The 19,323-nt window shown below is 69.1% G+C and carries 19 protein-coding genes and 2 pseudogenes; 9 read left to right on the top strand and 12 right to left on the bottom strand.

Features of this window, described 5'->3' with window-relative positions:
• Nucleotides 1-559 precede the first annotated feature (559 nt).
• The 5 genes and pseudogenes from ACWDRB_RS23265 to ACWDRB_RS23245 all read left to right on the top strand — a co-directional run.
• Nucleotides 560-766, top strand: a pseudogene (locus ACWDRB_RS23265) (IS5/IS1182 family transposase); the annotation flags it as partial.
• Nucleotides 767-863: 97 nt separating this feature from the next.
• Entirely contained in the window at nt 864-1,334 is a 471-nt protein-coding gene (locus tag ACWDRB_RS23260) for a SigE family RNA polymerase sigma factor (RefSeq protein WP_449896730.1), read from the top strand.
• Nucleotides 1,331-2,572 (top strand): hypothetical protein, encoded by a 1,242-nt coding sequence (locus ACWDRB_RS23255; RefSeq protein ID WP_449896728.1) that lies wholly within the window; start codon nt 1,331-1,333, stop codon nt 2,570-2,572. The genes ACWDRB_RS23260 and ACWDRB_RS23255 overlap by 4 nt, the downstream gene beginning before the upstream one ends.
• A gap of 153 nt (nt 2,573-2,725) precedes the next feature.
• A complete protein-coding gene (locus tag ACWDRB_RS23250) occupies nt 2,726-3,016 on the top strand; it encodes a MaoC/PaaZ C-terminal domain-containing protein (RefSeq protein WP_449896726.1) in 291 nt (96 codons plus the stop codon).
• Between the two features lie 243 nt (nt 3,017-3,259).
• Nucleotides 3,260-3,607 (top strand): hypothetical protein, encoded by a 348-nt coding sequence (locus ACWDRB_RS23245; protein WP_449896724.1) that lies wholly within the window; start codon nt 3,260-3,262, stop codon nt 3,605-3,607.
• A 294-nt stretch (nt 3,608-3,901) separates the two neighbouring features.
• Here ACWDRB_RS23245 and ACWDRB_RS23240 read toward each other — a convergent pair whose 3' ends face one another.
• Nucleotides 3,902-4,111: a TOBE domain-containing protein gene (locus ACWDRB_RS23240; RefSeq protein ID WP_350734333.1), complete on the bottom strand. Its 210-nt coding sequence runs from the start codon at nt 4,109-4,111 to the stop codon at nt 3,902-3,904.
• Between the two features lie 221 nt (nt 4,112-4,332).
• Complete coding sequence (locus ACWDRB_RS23235; protein WP_449896722.1) at nt 4,333-5,277, bottom strand: acyltransferase domain-containing protein; 945 nt, start codon at nt 5,275-5,277, stop codon at nt 4,333-4,335.
• A 283-nt stretch (nt 5,278-5,560) separates the two neighbouring features.
• Here ACWDRB_RS23235 and ACWDRB_RS23230 point away from each other — a divergent pair, with 283 nt between their 5' ends.
• The gene (locus ACWDRB_RS23230) at nt 5,561-5,701 is read left to right on the top strand and encodes a hypothetical protein (protein WP_449896720.1); all 141 of its coding nucleotides are present in this window, start codon (nt 5,561-5,563) and stop codon (nt 5,699-5,701) included.
• A gap of 84 nt (nt 5,702-5,785) precedes the next feature.
• On the opposite strand, the gene ACWDRB_RS23225 is transcribed toward ACWDRB_RS23230, so the two are convergent.
• The 9 genes and pseudogenes from ACWDRB_RS23225 to ACWDRB_RS23185 form a co-directional block, all read right to left on the bottom strand.
• Nucleotides 5,786-6,796 carry a C-terminal binding protein gene (locus tag ACWDRB_RS23225; protein ID WP_449896718.1) on the bottom strand — a complete coding sequence of 337 codons (1,011 nt, stop codon included), beginning with the start codon at nt 6,794-6,796 and terminating at the stop codon, nt 5,786-5,788.
• A complete protein-coding gene (locus ACWDRB_RS23220; RefSeq protein WP_449896716.1) occupies nt 6,783-8,582 on the bottom strand; it encodes an IlvD/Edd family dehydratase in 1,800 nt (599 codons plus the stop codon). The genes ACWDRB_RS23225 and ACWDRB_RS23220 overlap by 14 nt, the downstream gene beginning before the upstream one ends.
• The gene (locus ACWDRB_RS23215) at nt 8,582-9,964 is read right to left on the bottom strand and encodes a glucose-6-phosphate dehydrogenase (protein WP_449896714.1); all 1,383 of its coding nucleotides are present in this window, start codon (nt 9,962-9,964) and stop codon (nt 8,582-8,584) included. Before ACWDRB_RS23215 ends, ACWDRB_RS23220 begins: the two co-directional genes overlap by 1 nt.
• Nucleotides 9,961-11,790 (bottom strand): glycoside hydrolase family 15 protein, encoded by a 1,830-nt coding sequence (locus ACWDRB_RS23210; protein ID WP_449896712.1) that lies wholly within the window; start codon nt 11,788-11,790, stop codon nt 9,961-9,963. Before ACWDRB_RS23210 ends, ACWDRB_RS23215 begins: the two co-directional genes overlap by 4 nt.
• Before the next feature lie 80 nt (nt 11,791-11,870).
• Nucleotides 11,871-12,944, bottom strand: coding sequence for an NAD(P)-dependent alcohol dehydrogenase (locus ACWDRB_RS23205; protein WP_449896710.1), 1,074 nt, complete (start codon nt 12,942-12,944; stop codon nt 11,871-11,873).
• A 232-nt stretch (nt 12,945-13,176) separates the two neighbouring features.
• Nucleotides 13,177-13,694, bottom strand: a pseudogene (locus ACWDRB_RS23200) (phosphoketolase family protein).
• The gene (locus ACWDRB_RS23195) at nt 13,583-13,996 is read right to left on the bottom strand and encodes a hypothetical protein (RefSeq protein WP_449896961.1); all 414 of its coding nucleotides are present in this window, start codon (nt 13,994-13,996) and stop codon (nt 13,583-13,585) included. Before ACWDRB_RS23195 ends, ACWDRB_RS23200 begins: the two are co-directional and overlap by 112 nt.
• A gap of 12 nt (nt 13,997-14,008) precedes the next feature.
• Complete coding sequence (locus ACWDRB_RS23190) at nt 14,009-14,419, bottom strand: phosphoketolase family protein (RefSeq protein WP_449896708.1); 411 nt, start codon at nt 14,417-14,419, stop codon at nt 14,009-14,011.
• Nucleotides 14,397-14,906 carry a phosphoketolase family protein gene (locus ACWDRB_RS23185; protein WP_449896706.1) on the bottom strand — a complete coding sequence of 170 codons (510 nt, stop codon included), beginning with the start codon at nt 14,904-14,906 and terminating at the stop codon, nt 14,397-14,399. The genes ACWDRB_RS23190 and ACWDRB_RS23185 overlap by 23 nt, the downstream gene beginning before the upstream one ends.
• A gap of 217 nt (nt 14,907-15,123) precedes the next feature.
• Between ACWDRB_RS23185 and ACWDRB_RS23180 the strand changes: the two genes are divergently transcribed.
• The 3 genes from ACWDRB_RS23180 to ACWDRB_RS23170 all read left to right on the top strand — a co-directional run bounded on the left by ACWDRB_RS23180 (nt 15,124) and on the right by ACWDRB_RS23170 (nt 18,515).
• Complete coding sequence (locus ACWDRB_RS23180) at nt 15,124-16,200, top strand: AMP-binding protein (protein ID WP_449896704.1); 1,077 nt, start codon at nt 15,124-15,126, stop codon at nt 16,198-16,200.
• A gap of 65 nt (nt 16,201-16,265) precedes the next feature.
• Nucleotides 16,266-17,378, top strand: a complete 1,113-nt coding sequence (locus ACWDRB_RS23175; RefSeq protein WP_449896702.1) for an acyltransferase family protein — start codon at nt 16,266-16,268, stop codon at nt 17,376-17,378.
• A gap of 375 nt (nt 17,379-17,753) precedes the next feature.
• Complete coding sequence (locus tag ACWDRB_RS23170) at nt 17,754-18,515, top strand: SDR family NAD(P)-dependent oxidoreductase (RefSeq protein ID WP_397368468.1); 762 nt, start codon at nt 17,754-17,756, stop codon at nt 18,513-18,515.
• Nucleotides 18,516-18,795: 280 nt separating this feature from the next.
• Here ACWDRB_RS23170 and ACWDRB_RS23165 read toward each other — a convergent pair whose 3' ends face one another.
• Nucleotides 18,796-19,266, bottom strand: a complete 471-nt coding sequence (locus ACWDRB_RS23165; RefSeq protein WP_449896700.1) for a pyridoxamine 5'-phosphate oxidase family protein — start codon at nt 19,264-19,266, stop codon at nt 18,796-18,798.
• Nucleotides 19,267-19,323: the final 57 nt, after the last annotated feature.

Genomic DNA, 19,323 nt, shown 5'->3' with positions numbered 1-19,323 from the left:
GGCTTACGTGGCGCCGGCCAGGGCCTTGTCGGTCGTACGAAAGCCCGCACCCCCTGACCCTGCGGAGCGCACTTATCGTCCACCGCAAGCCCAGGAGCGCTGCTGCCTCTCACCGACATCGCTGTCACTACTCAGGGTGTGGTCCACTTTTCGTGATCGGCCACACTTCCAAGATCACGATCATGTTGAGCCGGGTGCGGGCCAGTGTCGGTGTCGGGACGCTGCTCTGTGTCGATCATGGAGTTGTCGGCGGTCGTGTTCCCACACCTTGCCACCGTTCGTATCGAGCGGGTGCATCGGATGGGAGCGACCGTGCGGGTGAAAACCGCGACGACGGAGCCGAGGGGTGAATGTCCGGCCTGTGGCTGTGAGTCGGTGCGGGTTCACATCGGATCTGCCGGTGGCCGGGCAGGAGGTGCTGCTCCAGGCGCGGGTGCGCCGCTTCTTCTGCGACAACACTGCCTGTGACAAGCGGACCTTCGCCGAGCAGGTTCCCGCTTTCGGCTCGCCCGACCGACCGGTGAACTGCTTGCCGTTGTCCGCACCCTCGGCTCCTACTCGCCGTCCTGATCACCGCCGCCAGCGTGTCCGACAGCGCCGCCGGGTGGCCGAATGCACCTTCGGCTGGCTCATGCTCCACCGCCGACCGGCCCGCGACTACGAGACGCGGCCAGACCGCGGCGCCGCCATGATCCGATTGGCGTCCATCGACAACCCCGCCCGACGCATAACAGGCGAAACCACCCCAACATGGCGATATACGTAACCGGCAATCAATCACAAACTTCGCACTTCATATGCCCTCTTAGATTTCGAGCAAAGGTCTTTGCAACAGGCCCGGCCTCGGGAGGCGTCTTGTAGGTGTGGAGTTCGAGGATTTCGTCCGGGCGCGCGGGTCCGCCCTGCTCAGATACGGCCACGTGCTGACCGGCAACGCCGACGACGCCGCCGACCTGGTACAGGAGGCACTGCTCAAGCTGAGCGACGGCTGGCGCAGGGTCCGCAACAAGGACGATCCAGAGTCGTACGTACGTACGATCATGGCCCGGCAACACATCAGCTGGTGGCGCAGGCGGCGCAGGGAGCACCTGACGGACGACGTACCAGAAGGCTCCTACACCGACAGCCACTCCTACGGCGAGCTGTGGAAGGAACTGGCCACGCTGCCGCGCAAGCAGCGTGCCGTCCTGGTGCTGCGCTACTACGAGGACCTGTCGGATCAGGACATAGCCGAAATCTTGGGGATCTCCCGGGGAACCGTGCGCAGCCAGGCGTTCCGGGCGCTCAACACGCTGCGGATCAAGCCGGCGATGCTTGAAAGGGGACGATCGTGAGGACAGAGGACGAGTTGACCGACGCGTTGCGGTCGGCGGCGGAGCGGGCGCCACAAGAGGGCGACCTGCTGGCAGCCCTTGCGGTGCGCAGGCGTCGTAGGCACCATCGGCGCACGCAGGTGCTCGCGGCCGGGGCCGTAGTGGCGGTACTGGGTGTGGGCGTGGTGGGAATCAGGGGCTTCTTCCCCGGCGGGGGCCACGCCAGCGTGTCGGCGGCGAGTCCCACGGACATGACAGTCTCCGTCACCACGATGCTCCCGAACGTGGCGCTCTCCCCGCCCGCGCGCTCGAAGGTCGTGGACGCCGACAGGCTCTGGCCCGGCGCGGTCTTCACGATGCCCGCCAAGAACGCCGATGGCTGGCGCTATCGCCCGATCACCGCCCTCAGCGCGACGGAGGTGCTGCTCAGCGCCGAGTCGTCGTTCGAGAAGGCCGGGACGTTCGAGGTGTACGACTCGGCGACGGGCAAGTCGCGCGTGGTCACCACGGTGCCGCGGACGCCGGGGCTCGACCGCTACTTCCCGCAGACCGCCACCACCGACGGCCAGAGCCTCGCCTGGTTCGCGTACGGCGAAAAGGACGGCGCGGCCGTGCGCGAGATCTGGACGGTCCCGCTGGCGGGTGGCGAGCCCAGGCTGCTCGGCACGTTCACCGGGAAGCACGCGCAGATCGACGCGATCGGCGTCGACGGCGACCACGTCTACTGGTCCGAGTTCTCCGGCGGCGTCTGGAGCATCCCCGTCGCGGGCGGCGAGGCGGCGCGCGTGCCCGGCGGCGACGGGCTGCACCTGATTAAATGGCCGTACGCCGTGGACGTGGCCGACGGCCCGAAGGGGGACGACCGCAACCAGACCAAGCTCGTGGACCTGGCGCGGGGCGCGCAGACCGAGATCAACGTGCCCGCGTCGGCGCAGGGCCTGCGGTGCGGACCCTCCTGGTGCTTCGGGCGTAACGGGCAAGGATTGTTCGTGCAGTACCTCGACGGCACGAACACGATCGCCCTCGACGGCCTCGGCGACGTCTCGATGGCTCTGACCCGGTTCCCGATCCTCGACCGGTTCCTGTTCGCCGGGAACACCGTCTACGACGCCGCCACCGGCGAGGTGGCCGCCACCGGCAAGGGCAGCGGCGGGTACGGCGTGGGCACCTCCTCCGAGCCCAGCACGATCATCTACTGGGACGGCGAACCTGGCACGTTCACAGTGCTGAACCTGGCAGCCGTCCCGCCCGCGCAATAGCGTTCGGGACCATGCGGACCTTCGCGAATGTTCAGGAGCTCAAGACGGCCGTCGGCGAGAAGTTCGGCCCTACGGAGTGGCGAACGGTCACTCAGGACCAGGTCAACCCTCTTCGCCGATGCCACCAATGATCATCAGTGGATCCACGTGGACGTGGAGCGGACCAAGGAAGGGCCGTTCGGCGGCACGATCGCCCACGGCTGTCTGAGTTTGTCGCCGCTGCCGTCGTTCATGTTCGAGATGGTCGAGGGGGCTGCATCGTCGATGGGCGTCAACTACGGCCTGAATAAGGTCCGCTTCCCCAGGCCCGTGCCTCTCGGCGCGCGCAGCAGGGCCGTGGGCAAGCTCACCGACGTCAAGGGCTCGCCGGCAGGCCAGCTACCGAGGAACGTAGCGCGGCTCACGAAGAGACCTACACTCGGCTCTTGTTGTCACCACGGCTAAGAGTTCTGTTTGTTGCAGGTGATGCATGATCGTGCGCGCTCCGTCGTTCGATGGGAAGGCCGGACCGATGTCCGGGCCGGCATGTCCCATTGGCAGGGCGATGGCCTCGTCCGGCAGCAGTTTCGGACCGGACGGACATCTCGGACCTGTCCGAGCGCGAAACTCCAGCCAGCGCCTTCCCCACCTCGCCGTGCGGCTGCCGGCCCCTCCTCCGCCCAGCAGAACGCCGTCGGTGCGGTCAAGGTGCGCGGCCAGGTCGACCATCCGCGCTCGTTCAGCATGGCGCGACTGCGCGGCCTGCCGCAGCACACCGTACGCGTGCTCTACCAGACCTCCCACGGCGCGGAGAAGCACACCGTCACTGGTCCTCTGCTCGCCAACGTCCTCAAACTGGCCGGGCCGCGCATCGGCCCAGACGTCAAGAACGCCCAGCTGCGCCTGTTCGTCACGGCCACCGGATCCAAGGAAGGTCCGCGCTTGGTCGTACCCGGCGACGTCAAGGGCGGCCGCTACGTCAGCGGCGTCCTACGCCTCCACCCTCGACCCCGCCTGACGCGACCTCTGTCCGCAGCGGCATCCTGCTCACCCTGAGCGGGCAGGATGCCACGCCGGCTGAATTCGGAATGAGGGATGCGCTATGTCACGCAGGTCGCAGCGGTGGGCAGGCGTACTGGTGCCACCGCCTCTGCCATCGCTATGACCATTTACCTGATCTTTGTAGGCGCCGAGGGCAGACCCGCGCATCAGCGCGTTGGGCGTACTTGTGGGACTGGCCGGCCTTGCGCTCGCCGGCCAGGGTGGTCACGGAACCGATCGGGACCCCGCATTTACCAGGTTCGAGGCGCTCGCTTCTCCATCGACCTGGAGCCCCGAGATGACGCCGCGCTAGCTCTCAAGCCCCAGCATCACGTCGGACGCCTTGATCACGGCGATAACCTCACTGCCCTCCACCAGTCCCAACTCATTGGCGGCCTCTACGGTGACGGAGGCGACCAACCGCATCCCACCGGCGTCCAGTTCCACATTCGCTGTCGCTTCGCCTTTGGTGAGCCCAGTCACCCGGGCCGGAATCTTGTTACGTGCGCTCAATCGCATAGCGTCCACTCCTGACTCGGCACTCGCCTCGTCATGCCGCCTTCCCCCAGGTGGAGCATTTACGTCCTCCCCAGCCTGACGGCTCGCACCTGAACCGTCATTCACCGCTGTCCTGTCTCGTTCGGCTTGAGGCATGAGGCCTCCTTGAACTGCGGTGCCTCAGAATCGATGAAGTCATGTCTCATTGATCATGAGGCAGATCTGTGGATGTCCCGGCCCGGCTAGATCGGGAAGCGGCCGCGGCGGATCTGCCAGTGGCGGCCGGACTTGAGGTGGTCGACGATCGCGCGCTGGAGCACGGTGCGGCGTGGTAGCTGGTCGAGCGGCGTGGTCAGGGTGCGGAACACGAACCGCAGCACCTCGACGTCGGCGTCCTGCCCTTCCGGCTCCTCGTAGGGCTCCAGCTCGAACCTCTGCTGGAACCGGACGATGTTGGAGTCCCCGGGCAGGTACTCCAGTAGTTGCGGGTCGAGCAGCCACGAGCCGCAGGAGAACGCCGTGTAGCGCTCGTCGGGAAAGTGGCGGGGGAAGAACGCGCGGGCCTCGTCGAGCGACGCCGCGACCGCCTCCGGGGTCATCGGCCCCGACTCGGGGATGTGCAGGTCGATGGTGGTGCCGCCGCGTTGGTGCTGCAGCCGGCCCAGCTCGTAGATGCCGCCGCGGGCGTGCAGCGTCAGCCAGCTCTGCATGACCGGCCAGCCCTCGCGGTGCATCCGCCGGTCGATCGCGAGGTTGCGGCCCAGGTCCGCCAGGGTCACCCACGACACGGCATCGGCGATGCCGTGGTCTCGGTGGTACCCCGTGACGACGTCGACCAGGGCCAGGTACGCGTACACGTAGAGATGCCGCCAGGCGGGGCCCTGTTCGCGCGGCAGCTCCGGACCGGGCGGCAGCCAGCCGTGGCCCCCGAGATCGGCGCGGACCAGGGCGATCGAGCGGTCGAGCAGCCAGCGCAGCTCTGGAGTCCACAGGGGAGAGTCGGGGTCGGGCCAGCCCGCCATGATCTCGTCGGCGTCGTCCGGCCGCACCGCGAGCCGGTCGAGGATCGCGCGCGCGTCGGCCTTGGCGGGCAGCGGAGCCGACGGCCGGTCGCCGGCGAGCCGGTGCACGCGGTCGACATCCTCGACGGGTACCCCGAGCCGGGCGGCGATGTCATCCAGATCCACGCGGACGATCCTACGATCACTGGCAACGCCACGGAGAAGAGTCAAGGTCCTGCCCCTCTCCGGCCGTCCTGTCTCCGAGGAGGGCCCTCGCCATCATGACTCGCCTGGTGGTTGGAGTTGACTTCCCGGAGGGCCATGTACGACGCCCTAGAGCGATCACGTCCGAAGGGTTGACGGCTACGTCGAGGCCGTAGTCCCCTCAGGCAGGCATGAGGGTTACGTTCCTCGGTTCGGCCTCGCAGAACGGCGGCTCGCCCACGCTGTACGCAACAGATCGGGGCAGTTGTTCGCGGTGCTGGAGGACCCCGACCAACGCGGGCTCACGAACCCCGTGCTGGTGATCAGGCCGATCACGCCGCTGGCCCGCTGCATCCACGGCATTTCCAACCAGCAGGTGGCGTCTGATCCGCCTGCCGCCGAGTAGGCCGCGGACATCATGGCGGTCTTCGACGGTGCCATCTTCGTGGCACGCTCGCGAAGGAACTCAAGCTCGCCGCGGACATGCCCGTCAGTCTGAAACATCGGCCGGCACCTCGTTGACCGGGTAACGGGCCGGTTGTCCGGTCAGGACCCGTACGGCCTCCTCGGCGGCGATGCGGCGCACTGTGGTGATGGCCTGCTCGGAGTAGTAGGCGGCGTGGGGGGTGATGATCACGTTGGGCAGCGCGAAGAGGGGATTGCGTGGGTGCCAGCCGCGTTGCTTCGCAGGCTCCTCCTCAAGGTCGTCCAGTGCCGCGCCCGCGATCCATCCCTCGGTGAGAGCCTGGCGGAGCGCCGTGTCCTCCACGATAGGGCCGCGTGCGGTGTTGATGAGGACGGCGGTCGGCTTCATCCTGCGGAGCGTCGCACGGTCGAAGGTGTGGTGTGTCTGCGGGGTGAGCGGCGCCTGGATCACCAGGTGGTCGGAGCCTTCGACGAGTTCGTCGAAGGACACCGGCCGCACCTGGCGCGATCGGATCTCGGTCTCGTCCAGAAACGGATCGTGCGCCCAGACCTCGACGCCGAACGCTTTCGCGCGTTCGGCGATGAGCTGTGCGATGGAGCCGAAGGACAGCAGCCCGAATACCTGGCCCCTCAGCCGCCAGATCGGCTCTCCGCTCTGCCACTGCCATGTGCCCTGCCGGGTCGCCCGGTCGTATTGGCAGATCTTGCGGGCGGCGGCGAGCCAGAGCGCGACGGCGTGATCGGCGACCTCGTCGGCGCACCACTCGTTCGGTGCGTTCGTGACCTGGATGCCCCGTCGGGTGGCGGCGGTGACGTCGACGATGTCCACGCCCGTGCCGTAGCGGGCGATCACCCGGCACCGGGTGAACGCGTCGATGGCGCGGGAACCGACCTGCGCGTACTGGGTCAGGACGCCGTCGACGTCCTGGCCCTTTTCGATCACCTCGTCCTCGCTCCTGCACTGTGCGGCGAGGAGCTCGAACCCGGCCCCCTCGACGATGGCGCGTTCGATGTCCACGTCGCCGAAGTCGAAGTCGGCGATCAGGATCGTGCCTTTGGCGTCAGTGCGAGTCACGGGGAATCCCCTTGGTGTGTACGAGATCCTGGTACGACACGGCGAGCTCCAAGCAGCCTCCGCTGTCCAGCTGTCCCACCGTGGAACGGTAGATCTCCTGCCACGGTGTCTGGTTGTCCAACGTGGCCGGCGTGTACTGGGCCCATCGCGCGGCGATCTCCTCATCGGACAGGAGGACGTCGACACGCGCGTTGTCCATGTCGATGCGGATCCGGTCGTCGGTGCGCAGGATGGCGAGGTTGCCGCCGGCCGCGGCCTCGGGGCTGGCGTTGAGAATGGACGGTGCGTCCGAGGTGCCGCTCTGGCGGCCGTCTCCGAGTGTGGGCAGCGTCGTGATGCCCAGTTGGAGCAGCGCGGCAGGCACCTCCATGTTGACGACCTCGGCCGATCCCGGGTAGCCGATCGGCCCGGTGTAGCGGATGACGAGGATGCAGTTCTCGTCCAGGCCCAGCTCGGGGTCTTCGATGCGGGCGTGGTAGTCCTCGGGCCCGTCGAAGACGATGGCGCGGAGGTCGAACACCTGCGGGTCATCGGGATGCGACAGGTAGCGGGCGCGGAAGTCGTCGGTGATGACCGAGGTCTTCATGACCGCGGAGTCGAAGAGGTTGCCGGTCATGACGAGAAGTCCGCCGCGCGCGGCGACAGGCTCGTCGAACGGGCGGATGACCGTCGGGTCGGCGGGCGGGGCCTCGGCCAGGTTCTCGGCCACGGTACGTCCGGATACGGTCACGGCGTCGCCGCGCAGGCGCCCTGCTGCCAGCAATGACCGCATGACCGCGGGGACGCCGCCGGCGCGGTAGAAGTCCTCGCCGAGGAACTCCCCGGCGGGGGCGACGTTCGCCAGCACCGGGATGTCGGCTCCGACCCGTTGCCAGTCCTGGATGGACAGCGGCACCCCGACGTGGCGAGCGATGGCGTTGATGTGGATGGGCACGTTGGTCGAGGCGGCGATGGCCGAGGCGACGATGATCGCGTTCTCGAAAGCCTGCCGGGTCATGATCTTGCGCGGGGTGAGGTCCTCATGCACGAGGGCCACCGCCCGGCGGCCTGTGTCGTAGGCCATCTGCGCTCGCCGGCGATAGGGGGCCGGGATCGCCGCGCAGCCTGGCAGGGACATCCCCAGGGCCTCGGCCAGGCTGTTCATCGACAGCGCGGTGCCCATCGTGTTGCAGTGACCGATGCTGGGGGCGGAAGCGGCCACGCGCGCCATGAACTCGTCGTAGTCGATCTGCCCGCCGGCGAGCAGCCGCTTCGACTGCCAGATCACCAGGCCCGAGCCTGACGAGCCGATCCGCCGGCCATGGTGATAGCCGTTGAGCATCGGCCCTCCGGACAGGACTATCGCGGGGATGTTCACCGTGGCCGCGGCGGTCAGGCACGCGGGCGTGGTCTTGTCACAGCCCGTCGTCAGGACCACCCCGTCGAGTGGATATCCGTAGAGCACCTCGACCAGCCCCAGGTAGGCGAGGTTGCGATCCAGGGCGGCGGTCGGGCGCTTGCCGGTCTCCTGCAGCGGGTGGACGGGAAACTCGAAAGGGAGGCCCCCGCCGTCGCGGATCCCGTCCTTGACCCGGTCGGCGAGGGCGAGATGGTGGCGATTGCACGGAACGAGGTCGCTACCCGTTTGGGCGATGCCGATGATCGGCCGGCCCGACTGGAGTTCCCCTGGGGTCAGCCCGAAGTTGAGGAAGCGTTCGAGATACAGAGCCGTCATCTCCGGATTGCCGGCGTTGTCCCACCATGCCTGGCTGCGCAGGCCGCCTGGGGCCGCCTTCGTCGAAGGCATCAGGTACTCCTCGCTGCCCCACCAGGGCGGACAGGCCCGTCCGATCCGGCCGGGTATTCGAGCAGCGGGACCAGGTCCCTGGACCAGGCCGACATGACAGGTGCGAGAACCCGCCAGGACTCCTCGGCCTCGTCGCCTCGGATGGACAGAGCTGCGTTGCCCTGCAGGACGTCCAGCAGCAGCCGGCCGTAGGCAGGCAGGCCGGGGGCCTCCAGCTGCGCGGTGAGGGTGAGCGGGGCAAGGGTGCGCCCGTCGGGGCCGACGCCGGTCAGCGCGAGGGTCATGCCCTCCGGCTCCAGCCCGAAGCGCAACACGTTGGGCGCGCCTTGCTCGCCGTCGCCGAAGGGCAGGTGAGGTACGGGCCGGAACCGTACCGCGACCTCTTTGCGGTCGTGTCCGAGCGCCTTGCCGGTGCGGAGCCGGAAGATCGTCCCGGACCAGCGCCAGCTTTCGAGTTCCAGCTCCATCTCGGCGAAGGTCTCGGTACCTCGCCGAGGGTCCACGCCCTCCTCCTCGGCGTAGAGCGGAACGTCCCGGTCACCGATGCGGCCGGCCAGGTAACGGGCGCGGCGGGTACGGTGCACGACGTCGTCGTCCGTGAGACGGCGTACCGAGCGCAGCACGTCGATCTTCCGATCGCGCAGGTCACGCTCGCCGAGGCTGAGCGGTGGTTCCATGGCCACCAGGCACAGCACCTGGAGCAGGTGGTTCTGCAGCATGTCCTTCAGCGCCCCGGCGCCGTCGTAGTAGCCCGCCCTGCCTTCCAACGTCAGGGTCTCGTCCCAGACGATCTCCACCTCAGAGATGTGCGCGCTGTTCCAGATGGGCTCCAGCACCCGGTTGGCCAGCCGACTGCCGAGCACGTTCTGAACGGTCGTCATGGCCAGGAAGTGGTCGACGCGGAACACCGCCTGCTCCGGCACGACCTCCGACAGCAGCTGATTCAGCGCCACAGCACTGTCCAGATCTTCGCCGAACGGCTTCTCCAGCACGATCCGGCTGCCCGGTGTCAGGCCCGCGCCGCCCAAAGCCGCCACCGTGCCAGGGAAGATCGCTGGAGGAAGAGCGAGGTAGACCGCTACAGGACCGTCGCCGGCGATGGCCGAAGCGACATCGGTGACGTCGGTGGCGTCGGCCCGCAGGTAGCGGGCGGACTCCACGATCGCCTTCCTGGCGTCGGCAGAGGAGGAGAGGCCATGCCGGTCGAGCTGATCGACGGCCCACTGCCGGAACCCCTCGTCGGTCCAGTCGGCCCGGTCCACGCAGGTCAGCTGGAAGCCGTTGTCCAGATGCCCGGCTGTCCACAGGGCGGCCAGCGCCGGAAGCAGGTAGCGCGCGTTGAGATCGCCGGTGGCGCCGAAGATGACGAGCCTGTTGATCATGTCATCCTCCCTTCTTTCGCTCGTGCGAGCCTGACGCCGGCGGCGATGACGCCGATGTGGCTGAATGCCTGGGGGAAGTTCCCCATGAACGTGCCCGTCGACGGGTCGATCTGCTCCGGCAGCAGCCCGAGCGGGCTGGCCCGGGCGCACAGTGAGGCGTAGAGTTCCTCGGCCTGTTCGGCACGGCCTTGCAGGACGAGGTTCTCGACCAGCCAGAAGCTGCACAACACGAAGGCGCCCTCGTCGCCTGGCAGGCCGTCGGGCGAGTGGTCGTGCAGGTAGCGGTAGAGCAGTCCGTCGCCGGCGGACAAACGTTCGGCGATGGCCGCGGTGGTGGCCGCCATCCGCGGGTGGTCGGCCGGGATGACCCTCCGCAGCGGGAGCGCGAGCAGGCTGGCGTCCAGTCCGCCGCTGCCGTCGAGGTGTTCGCCCAGGGACTGCGCGTCCTCGTTCCAGGACTGGTCCACGATGAGCTGACGCAGCTTGTCGGCCGTGGCGCGCCACCTCGTGACCTGGCCGGGCAGGCCGAGCCGCTCGCCCATCGCCGCGGCCCGGTCCAGGGCCACCTGGCACATTCCGGCGGAGTAGGTGAAGACGCGGCTTGCGCTGCGTACCTCCCAGATGCCCTGGTCCGGCTGCCGCCACTCGCGCACGGTGGTGTCGGCCAGCTCCGCCAGGCCGGACCACAGCGCGGGCTGGATCTCGCTCCCGGAGCGCAGCCACTGGTCGGCGCAGTCCAGCACCTCGCCGTAAACGTCGTGCTGACGCTGATCAGCTGCGCCGTTACCCCATCGCACAGGAGCGGAACGCCGGTAGCCCTCCAGGCCGACGTCTTGGATCTCCTCAGGTACGGGATCGCCGCAGATGCTGTACATGATCCGCGGTCGGCGGCTCTGTTCGAAGGCGTCGAGGACCCAGCCGAGGAAGGCGTCGGCCTCGCTGTCGAAGCCGATGCGGCGCAGCGCGAACACGGCGAAGGCGGCATCCCGGATCCAGGTGTAGCGGTAGTCCCAGTTGCGTACGCCACCGATCGGCGCGGGCAAGGAGGAGGTAGGGGCGGCGACCAGCGAGCCGTTGACCCAGTCGTCGCACAGCTTGAGCGTGATCGCGGCGCGGCGGACCAGCGGTTCCTCCGGCCCGCTGTAGCGGCAGTTCCTCATCCACCGGCGCCATGCCTCGGCGGTCTCGCGCAGCATGGCCTCGGGGTCGAACCGGTGGTGGCGGTGAATACGGCCCCAGGACAGCACGAGATCAAGGCGATCGCCCTGTTCGAGGTCGTGGACGGTGCGCAGGCCGGTCAGGGGACGGTTGGAACGTAGATGCAGCCGTAGGTCCGGCCGCCGCGACGCCTGCACCTCCAGGCCGCTGCCCAGGAGCCGGGTCTGCCCACCGCCGCGGGGATGCAGCTCCGCCGACACGCGGACGGTCCCGTCCAGGACCTGGGCGGAACGGACGAGCTCGGCCCGGCTCGCGCCCGCATCGTCGCTGAGATCGGCGCCGGCACGCAGCGCCAGCGCGTCGGTGATCCTGACCGAACCGCTCGAACTGCGCAACTCGGTCACCAGCACCGCGGTATCAGGCTCGTAGCGCTGCCGGGCCTCCCGCAGGTCCTCCACCGTCAGCGTGAAGTGCCCGCCTCGTGCGTGATCGAGCAGGCCGCACAACAGTGGTTCGCTGTCGAAGCGGGGCAGGCACAGCCACGGGATCGAGCCGTCCAGGCCGACCAGTGCCGTGGTCGTGCCGTCCCCGATGAGACCCAGATCCTCCAGCGGCAGGTAGCCATCCCGACGGCGGACCGGGCGGAACGATGGATCGGGATCGAGCATGCCGGATTCCTCTTTCGTCGTACGGCGCGCAGTCGGAGGCACCGCTGCTTGCGCGGGCGAAACGCTGCCCGGCTGCGGCCCTAGAAGGTGATCAACACCTTCACGACATCCTCGAGTTTCTTGTCCGCTATCTCGAAGGCCCGCTCCATCTCCCCGAACTCGAACGAATGGGTCGTCATGTGGGTCGGGTCGAGGCGCTTTGCCTGGAGGATTCGCAGCAGCCGCTCCATGCACAGCCGGCCGCCTGGGCACAGGCCCGTCGTGATCGTCTTTTCGGCCATGCCGACTCCCCATTCGACGCGGGGAATGCGCACGAATTCGCCTTCACCGTAGTAGCCGGTGTTGGACACCGTCCCGCCGGGCTTGGTGATTTTGACGGCGGTCTGGAAGGTCGCGTCCGTGCCGAGGGCCTCGATGGCGGTGTCCACGCCCTGGCCCTGCGTCAGTTCGAGGACCCGCTCGACGACATCCTCTTTGCTGAAATCCACGATCTCGTCCGCGCCATAGGTTTGCGCGAGCTTCTTCCGGCGGGGGACCGATTCGACCCCGATGACGAGACCGGCGCCGCAGAGCCGTGCTCCCGCGGTCGCCATCAGCCCCACCGGCCCCTGTGCGAGAACGGCGACGGTCCCGCCCAGCGGGATGCGGCCGTTCTGCGCGCCCATGAATCCGGTCGAGAGCATGTCGGCGCAGTAAGCCGCCATCTCGTCGGTGACGCCCTCAGGAATCTTCGCCATGTTGGCGTCGGCCTCGTTGACATGGAAGTACTCGGCGAAGACTCCATCCTTGGAATTCGCGAACTTGAACCCGCCGAGCGGCCCGCCGGACTGTGACGGATGCCCGTTCTGAGAGGCGAGATCGCCCCAGTCAGGGGTGATGGCGCCGACCAGAACACGATCGCCGGGGCGGAAGTTCCGCACCTCGTCTCCGACCTCGTGCACCACACCGACCCCCTCGTGGCCGAGCGTCAGGTTCTCCCGGGGCCCGATGCCGCCCTTGACCGTGTGGGAATCCGACGTGCAGATCAGGGCACTGGTCGTCCGTACGATGGCGTCCAACGGGCCCGGCCGCGGCACGGGCTTGTCCATGAAGCCGACGCGTCCGATCTCCTTCATCACGAACGCCTTCATCGTCCCTTCGGTACGTTCTGCCATGATCACTCCCCCGAACGCCGCCTGCGTCGCCCCCCAACACGCCGGCGACACGGCTGATGTCTGGCCTTCCCCTGGCACGGGTGCGGAAGCGAGGCTCCAGCAAGGACCATCCCTTATGTGGACAAAGGATCCATGGCAGAGGGGCCGAGCAACGATCGCCGTCAAGCCGCAATCGGCCGGACATGTCCGGTTCAGCGGGCCAGTTCCCCTCCGCGAGGCCAGCCCACCGTGCTCAGCCCTGCTCTGCCCAGTCGCCCAGCGACCAGTCCCGCACCTCCGGCATGTCCTGCAGGTGCTCGACCACGTACCGCTCATGGCGGAGGAACTGCTGCTCGCACCATGCCTTCTGCTCGCTCGCCCCGGTCGGGGTCCGCCGTGCGGCATTCAGCGCGTCGATCACCAGGTGGTACCGAGATGCCCGGTTGCGCACCACCATGTCGAACGGGGTCGTGGTCGTGCCCTCGTCGGCGAACCCGCGCACATGGAATCTGTCCGGGCCCGGCTGGCCGTGCACCAGCTGGTGGATCTCGCCGGGCAGCCGTGAAAGGCGAACAGCACGTCGACGTGGTCGGTGAACAGCTCCCGGAACAGGATGTCGTCCATGCCGTTCGGGTGGACCGTGCGTAGTGGCAACGTCATCAGGTTGACCACGTTGACCACTCTGGTGGCGAAGTGCGGCAGGCGCTCGCGCAGGAGGTTCGCCGCCGCGACGGTCTCCATGGTGGCCACGTCCCCGGCGCACGCGAGCACGATGTCGGGATCCGACCGCCCGTCCACGGTCCCTGCCCACGGCCACAGCCGGCACCCCGGGCACAGTAGGCCACTGCCTCGTCCATGGGCAGCCACTGCAGCTGCGGCTGCTTGTCGATGACGACGAGATTCACGCGCGACCGCGACCGCATGCAGTGGTCGGCCACCGACAGCAGCGTGTTCGCGTCCGGCGGCAGGTAGACCCGGCTGATCGTGCCGCGGTGGGTGATCACGTTCTGGATCAGTCCGGGCCCCTGGTGGCTGAAACCGTTGTGGTCCTGGCGCCAGGCCGTCGAGGTCAGCAGGATGCTCGGTCACGCGCTCCGCGAACGCCCGGTCGGACACTCGAACACCGCCCCGAGCCGGTTGCTGTTGGTCTCGTCGGGGCAGAACAGCCGGAACCGGTCTGGGTTGCGTTCGTAGGTGTCGCGCATGAGCTCGCCGAGCCTGCGGGTTATCCCGGCCAGCGGCACCTGGTGAGAGCGCCATGTGCCCGACGCCTGCACTCCATCCACCACGTCCGGTCCGGTCCAGCCCTTCGGCGTCCGCAGCACGATCATCGGCCACCGGGGCCGGGTGCCGTCCCAGTCGCCGCTGCGGGCCTCCGCCTGGATCGCCTTGATCGACGTCCACGCCCGCGACAGCGCGTCGGCGAACCGGCGGTGCATGCCGGGCAGGTCGTCACCCTCGACCTCGATGACGTCATACCCGTGCCCGGTCAGCAAAGACCGGACCTCGTCCCGGTCCCTTGCGGGCCGGCAGGGTCGGCCCGGCGATCTTCGCGCCGTTCAGGTGGAGAACCGGCAGAACCGCGCCGTCGCGGACAGGGTTCAGGAAGGAGATCACGTTCCACGACCCCTCCAGCGGACTTGTCTCCGCCTCCCCGTCGCCGACCATCGCCAGTGCGATGAGATCCGGGTTGTCCATCACCGCTCCGAAGGCGTGCAGCAGCAAGTAGCCGAGCTCGCCGCCCTCGTGGATCGAGCCCGGGGTCGGCACCGACGCGTGGCTGGGTATCCCACCGGGTGCGGAGAACTGACGGAACAGCCGCAGCAGCCCCTCCTCGTCCATGGTGATGTGCGGGTAGATCTCGGTGTAGGTGCCCTCCAGGTAGCAGGCCCCGACCAGCGTCGGGCCGCCGTGCCCGGGACCGGCCAGGTAGATCATCTGCTGCCCGGTGTGCTGGATCAGCCGGGACGCGTGCGCGTACACCAGCGCCAGGCCAGGGCTGGCGCCCCAGTGTCCCAGGAGCCGCGGCTTGATGTGCTCGCCGGCCTGCGCCGTCGTACAGCCTTCGCCTGTCAGGTGTGTGCCTGGTGACCTGGGGAATCAGGCTAATTGGCTGCTTCTCGCCGCCGTACATGCGGCGCCCGGTGCCGCAGTCTGCCGACGCCGCCTGGTTGGCCTTTTCCGCACAGGGAGATGGACAATGCGTGTCCACGCGGTCCCGGCCCCGAGAACCGTTGCCCCCGATGCCCAGCTCGCCGACGTGGTGTTCGCCGACGACCGGGTGAACGGTGACATGGTCCTGTTCCGGCGCCGGTCGGCCGGCGGCTGGCGTCCGGTGACGGCCAGGCAGTTCGCGGCTGACGTTCGCAGCCTGGCGGCCGGCTTCCTCTCCGCCGGCATCCGGCCCGGCGACCGGGTCGCGCTGCTGGCCGCCACCAGCTACGAGTGGACGCTGGTGGACTATGCCCTGTGGACGGTGTACCGGCGGCTGCGGGCCGCGCTCGGCGGCCGGGTCGGCTACGCCATCTCCGGCGGAGCGCCGCTGGGCGCACGGCTGGGTCACTTCCTCCGAGGAATTGGCATCACCGTGTGGGAAGGCTACGGGATGACCGAGACCAGTGCCGCCGCGACCGTGAACCTGCCCCACGCGCTGAAGATCGGCACGGTGGGAACGCCCCTCCCCGGCGTCGAGATCCGGATCGCCGACGACGGCGAGATCCTGATCAAGGGCCCGATCCTGTTCCAGGGCTACTGGCGCAACGAGCAGGCGACCAGGGAGAGCCAGACCGCCGACGGTCGGCTGCGCACCGGCGACCTCGGCGTCCTGGACGAGGACGGGTTCCTGACGATCTCGGGCCGCAAGAAAGAGATCGTCGTCACCGCCGGCGGCAAGAACCTCGCCGCGGAGGCGCTCGAAGATCGCCTGCACAACCACCCGCTCATCAGCCAGGCGGTAGTCGTCGGCGACCGGCGGCCGTACACCGCCGCGCTGATCACCCTGGACGCCGCGGCGCTGTCGTCATGGAAGCGGGCCGTCGGCAGGCCCGAGCAGGCCGGCCCGGCCGAGCTTCGCGACGATCCGGATCTGCCGGCCAGGCTGCAGACGGCCGTGGACGAGGCCAGCACGGCGGTGAGCCGGGCCGAGTCGATCCGCAGGTTCCGGATCCTTCCGGTCGACCTGACCGAGCAGAACGGATATCTGACCCCGACCCTGAAGGTCAAGCGTGCCTTGGTCCACAAGGACTTCGCGGCCGACATCGAGGAGCTGTACCGCTGAGCACCAGACGCCAAGACCGGCAGACCCGCCGCGTCGCGGGCGAGCGATCGACACTGGACCGGCTGGTGGCGGCCACGCCGACGTCCCGCGACCGGGTGGTCGACGCCGCCCGCGCGCTGTGCATCCTGGTCGTCACCCTCTGGCACTGGACATTGTCGGTCACCCACCGCATCGCCGACGGCAGCCTGACCATGCCCAACCCGATCCATACCGTGCCCGGTAGCTGGCTGGCCACCTGGGTGCTGCAGATCATGCCGGTGTTCTTTCTGGTCGGCGGGTACGCCAACCTGGTCGGCTGGCAGCGGGCTCAGGCTGGCGGGACGACCGCCGGCCAGTTCGTCCGAGGCCGGCTGCGCCGGCTGCTCTGGCCGACTGCCGTCTGGGCCCTGGTCTGGCTCGCCGGCGAGCTGATCGCGGCGGCCCTACCCGGCCCGCACCGATGGATGTGGGAGTGGTTCCCGGGCTACCTGACGCCGCTGTGGTTCCTGGGCGTGTACGGCCTGGTGATCGCCGCAGTGCCGATCACCGCGAGCCTGAACGCCCGCTACGGAGCCAGGGTCCTGGTAGCGCTCGTGCTGCTGATCGCCCTCGGCAGCGTGGCGCACCGCGGCGCCGGCCTGGCCTGGGCTGGCTGGGTGACCGCCGCCCTGGTGTGGCTGTTCTGCCACCAGCTCGGCTACGCCTGGCGCAGCTGGGAGCTGGGGCGGCGCCCGCTGGCGCAGCGTCTGGCGGTTGTCGGGGCCGGGCTGGCCGGGCTGGCCGGGCTGACACTAGGAGCGGGCTACCCCCACTCGATGGTGGCCACCGCCGGCGCCGAATCCAACATCTTCCCGACCAACGCCGCCATCGCCGCCCTGGCCGTCTTTCAACTCGGGCTGCTGACCCTGGTCACGCCGGCCGCCGAGCGCCTGCTGCGCCGACCGACCGCCTGGAAGCCGGTGGTGGCCCTCAACGTGGTCGCGCTGACCGTCTTTCTCTGGCACATGACCGCGTACCTGGTGGTGCTGTGGGCCTATGAAGGGCTGGGTGGCACCCTGCTTGCGGAGCCAACCGTCGGCTGGTGGGCCCAGCGCTGGCTATGGCTCCTGGCCCCATCGGCCGTCCTGGCCGTGCTGGTCGTCCTGTTCGCCCGAGTCGAGCTGGCCGCCCGCCGACCCCGGAGAGGGGCAGGTCGCTGAGCTCGGCACCCAACAAAAGAACACGAACCGCGGCTGACAGTGGGGATGACTCAGCGACGGCGGGAGACGGTGCCCTGCGAAGCCGAGGACGGCCCGGTCTCCGAGTCGGCCTGTGCCGACGTTGGGCGGGCCTGCGGGCGATCGGCGCGATGTCCTCGCGATCGGATGGGAAGAGGTTGACGAAGAAACGCCGGGTGCGCTTCAGCGGACATCGCTTCCCCGGCGATTGGTTGTGTGGAAGGGCGGCACGGTCATTCCGCCTGAGAGCCGCCGCCGCGCAATCCTTTGCCGAACGATGTGCCGGCGGGGGCCGGGTGGTGGTCGCCATGGCCCGCTCGACGCGGTCGTACCCCTCGGGTGCTAGCTTGGCCGATCATGTCTGACTATCTGCGGGAGCTGTTCTCCCTCGACGGCCGGCGCGCCCTGGTGACCGGCGGCAGCTCCGGCATCGGGTACGCCATCGCCGAGGCGATCGGCCGGGCCGGAGCCGAGGTCATGCTGGTGGCCCGCAGGGAGGGCGAGCTCGACAAGGCCGCCGCCCGCCTGCGCGAGCATGGCGTCACCGCCTCGTGGATCAGCGCCGACCTCGCCGACCGCGACGACGTCCGGCGCGTGTGCGCCACGGCGGGCGATGCCGACATCCTCGTCAACGACGCCGGCAACAACATCCGCAAGCCCATGGCCGACCTCACCGTCGAGGACTACGAGCGCACCATCGCCGTCAACCTCACTGCCCCCTACCTCCTCGGCCAGCACTTCGGCCCGAGGATGGCCGCCCGTGGCTGGGGCCGCATCATCAACCTCGGCTCCCAGCAGTCCATCAGCGCCTTCGGCGACAGCGGCGCGTACGGCACGGCCAAGGCCGCCATCGCCGGCCTGACCCGCTCCCAGGCCGAGGCGTGGTCGGGTCGCGGGGTGTGCGTCAACACGATCATCCCCGGCTTCGTGCTGACCCCGCTGACCGAACCCGCCCAGGCCATCCCGGGCCGCGTCGAAACGCTCGCCGCCCGCCACATGGTCGGCCGCAACGGCGTGCCCGGGGACTTCGCGGGCGCGGCCGTCTTCCTGGCCGGGGACGCCTCCGCGTTCGTCACCGGGCAGATGCTCTTCGTGGACGGCGGCTTCTCCGTCCACTAGCCCCATCCGGCGCCGAGGACTCACGCCAGGGGGAACGGCCGTCGCGGAAACGGTCCCTTGCGGCCGGCCGCTCGCGGGAGCCGTCCTCCCCCACCGCCCCTCCGAAACCGCCCGACCCTCGCGCAGGCGAGCCCGCCGTGGGCAGAGGCCCCTTGCGGGCAGGGCCAACCGCTCAGGGCGGCAGCCGCGACAGCAACGGCTGCCGCGGTGGCGGTGGCGAAGTCCGGCGGACTTCGGAAGGCCGGCTGGGGGCGAGGGCCTGGTGGTCCGCCGTGGGTCTTTACTTGCGGCGGATCTGGCGCAGCCCCACCCCTTCGCGCCAGGAGTCCATGACGATCTCGTCGCCCTCCACCCGCGTCCACACCACCTCCGTCAGCTCGATCCGGAACAGGTGCGACTCCTCGCTCGGCAGCCCGAACGACGCCGGCACCTCCCGATCGGTGATCTCCACGGCCCGCCCGGCCAGCTTCACGTCGCCCTCCCACGACGACGGATCGTCCCCCTCAGGCGCGCTGGAGGTGACGTGGATCGCCATCCGCGGGTCACGGCGCAGGTCGGACGCCTTGACCGCCCCCGGCATCGACCCCGTCCACAGCTCGCCGTCCCGGAAGCTGGTCTCGATGCCGCTGACCCGGGGCGAGCCGTCCTTGCGCAGCGTGGCCAGCACCTTGTGCCGGTACGCCTCCAGCAGCCGCCGCGCCGGCCCGGCCAGCTCCGCCGCCTGCTGCTCGAACTCCTGCCATGAAGCCATGGCCGCCATCATGCCCGCCGCCACCGACAGAATGGGCGACGCCGAGCGCGTGCCCAG

It is taken from the genome of Nonomuraea sp. NPDC003707 (genome assembly GCF_053587055.1).
The sequence above is the reverse complement of the archived record's forward strand: the minus strand, read 5'-3'. Positions and strand labels throughout refer to the sequence as shown.

Excerpts from the sequence above, each read along its gene's own strand:
- ACWDRB_RS23165 (WP_449896700.1), bottom strand. The coding sequence starts at position 19,266 with ATGGCTTCATGGCAGGAGTTCGAGCAGCAGGCGGCGGAGCTGGCCGGG.
- ACWDRB_RS23170 (WP_397368468.1), top strand. The coding sequence starts at position 17,754 with ATGTCTGACTATCTGCGGGAGCTGTTCTCCCTCGACGGCCGGCGCGCC.
- ACWDRB_RS23210 (WP_449896712.1), bottom strand. The coding sequence starts at position 11,790 with ATGCTCGATCCCGATCCATCGTTCCGCCCGGTCCGCCGTCGGGATGGC.
- ACWDRB_RS23240 (WP_350734333.1), bottom strand. The coding sequence starts at position 4,111 with ATGCGATTGAGCGCACGTAACAAGATTCCGGCCCGGGTGACTGGGCTC.
- ACWDRB_RS23180 (WP_449896704.1), top strand. The coding sequence starts at position 15,124 with ATGCGTGTCCACGCGGTCCCGGCCCCGAGAACCGTTGCCCCCGATGCC.
- ACWDRB_RS23220 (WP_449896716.1), bottom strand. The coding sequence starts at position 8,582 with ATGCCTTCGACGAAGGCGGCCCCAGGCGGCCTGCGCAGCCAGGCATGG.
- ACWDRB_RS23205 (WP_449896710.1), bottom strand. The coding sequence starts at position 12,944 with ATGGCAGAACGTACCGAAGGGACGATGAAGGCGTTCGTGATGAAGGAG.
- ACWDRB_RS23215 (WP_449896714.1), bottom strand. The coding sequence starts at position 9,964 with ATGATCAACAGGCTCGTCATCTTCGGCGCCACCGGCGATCTCAACGCG.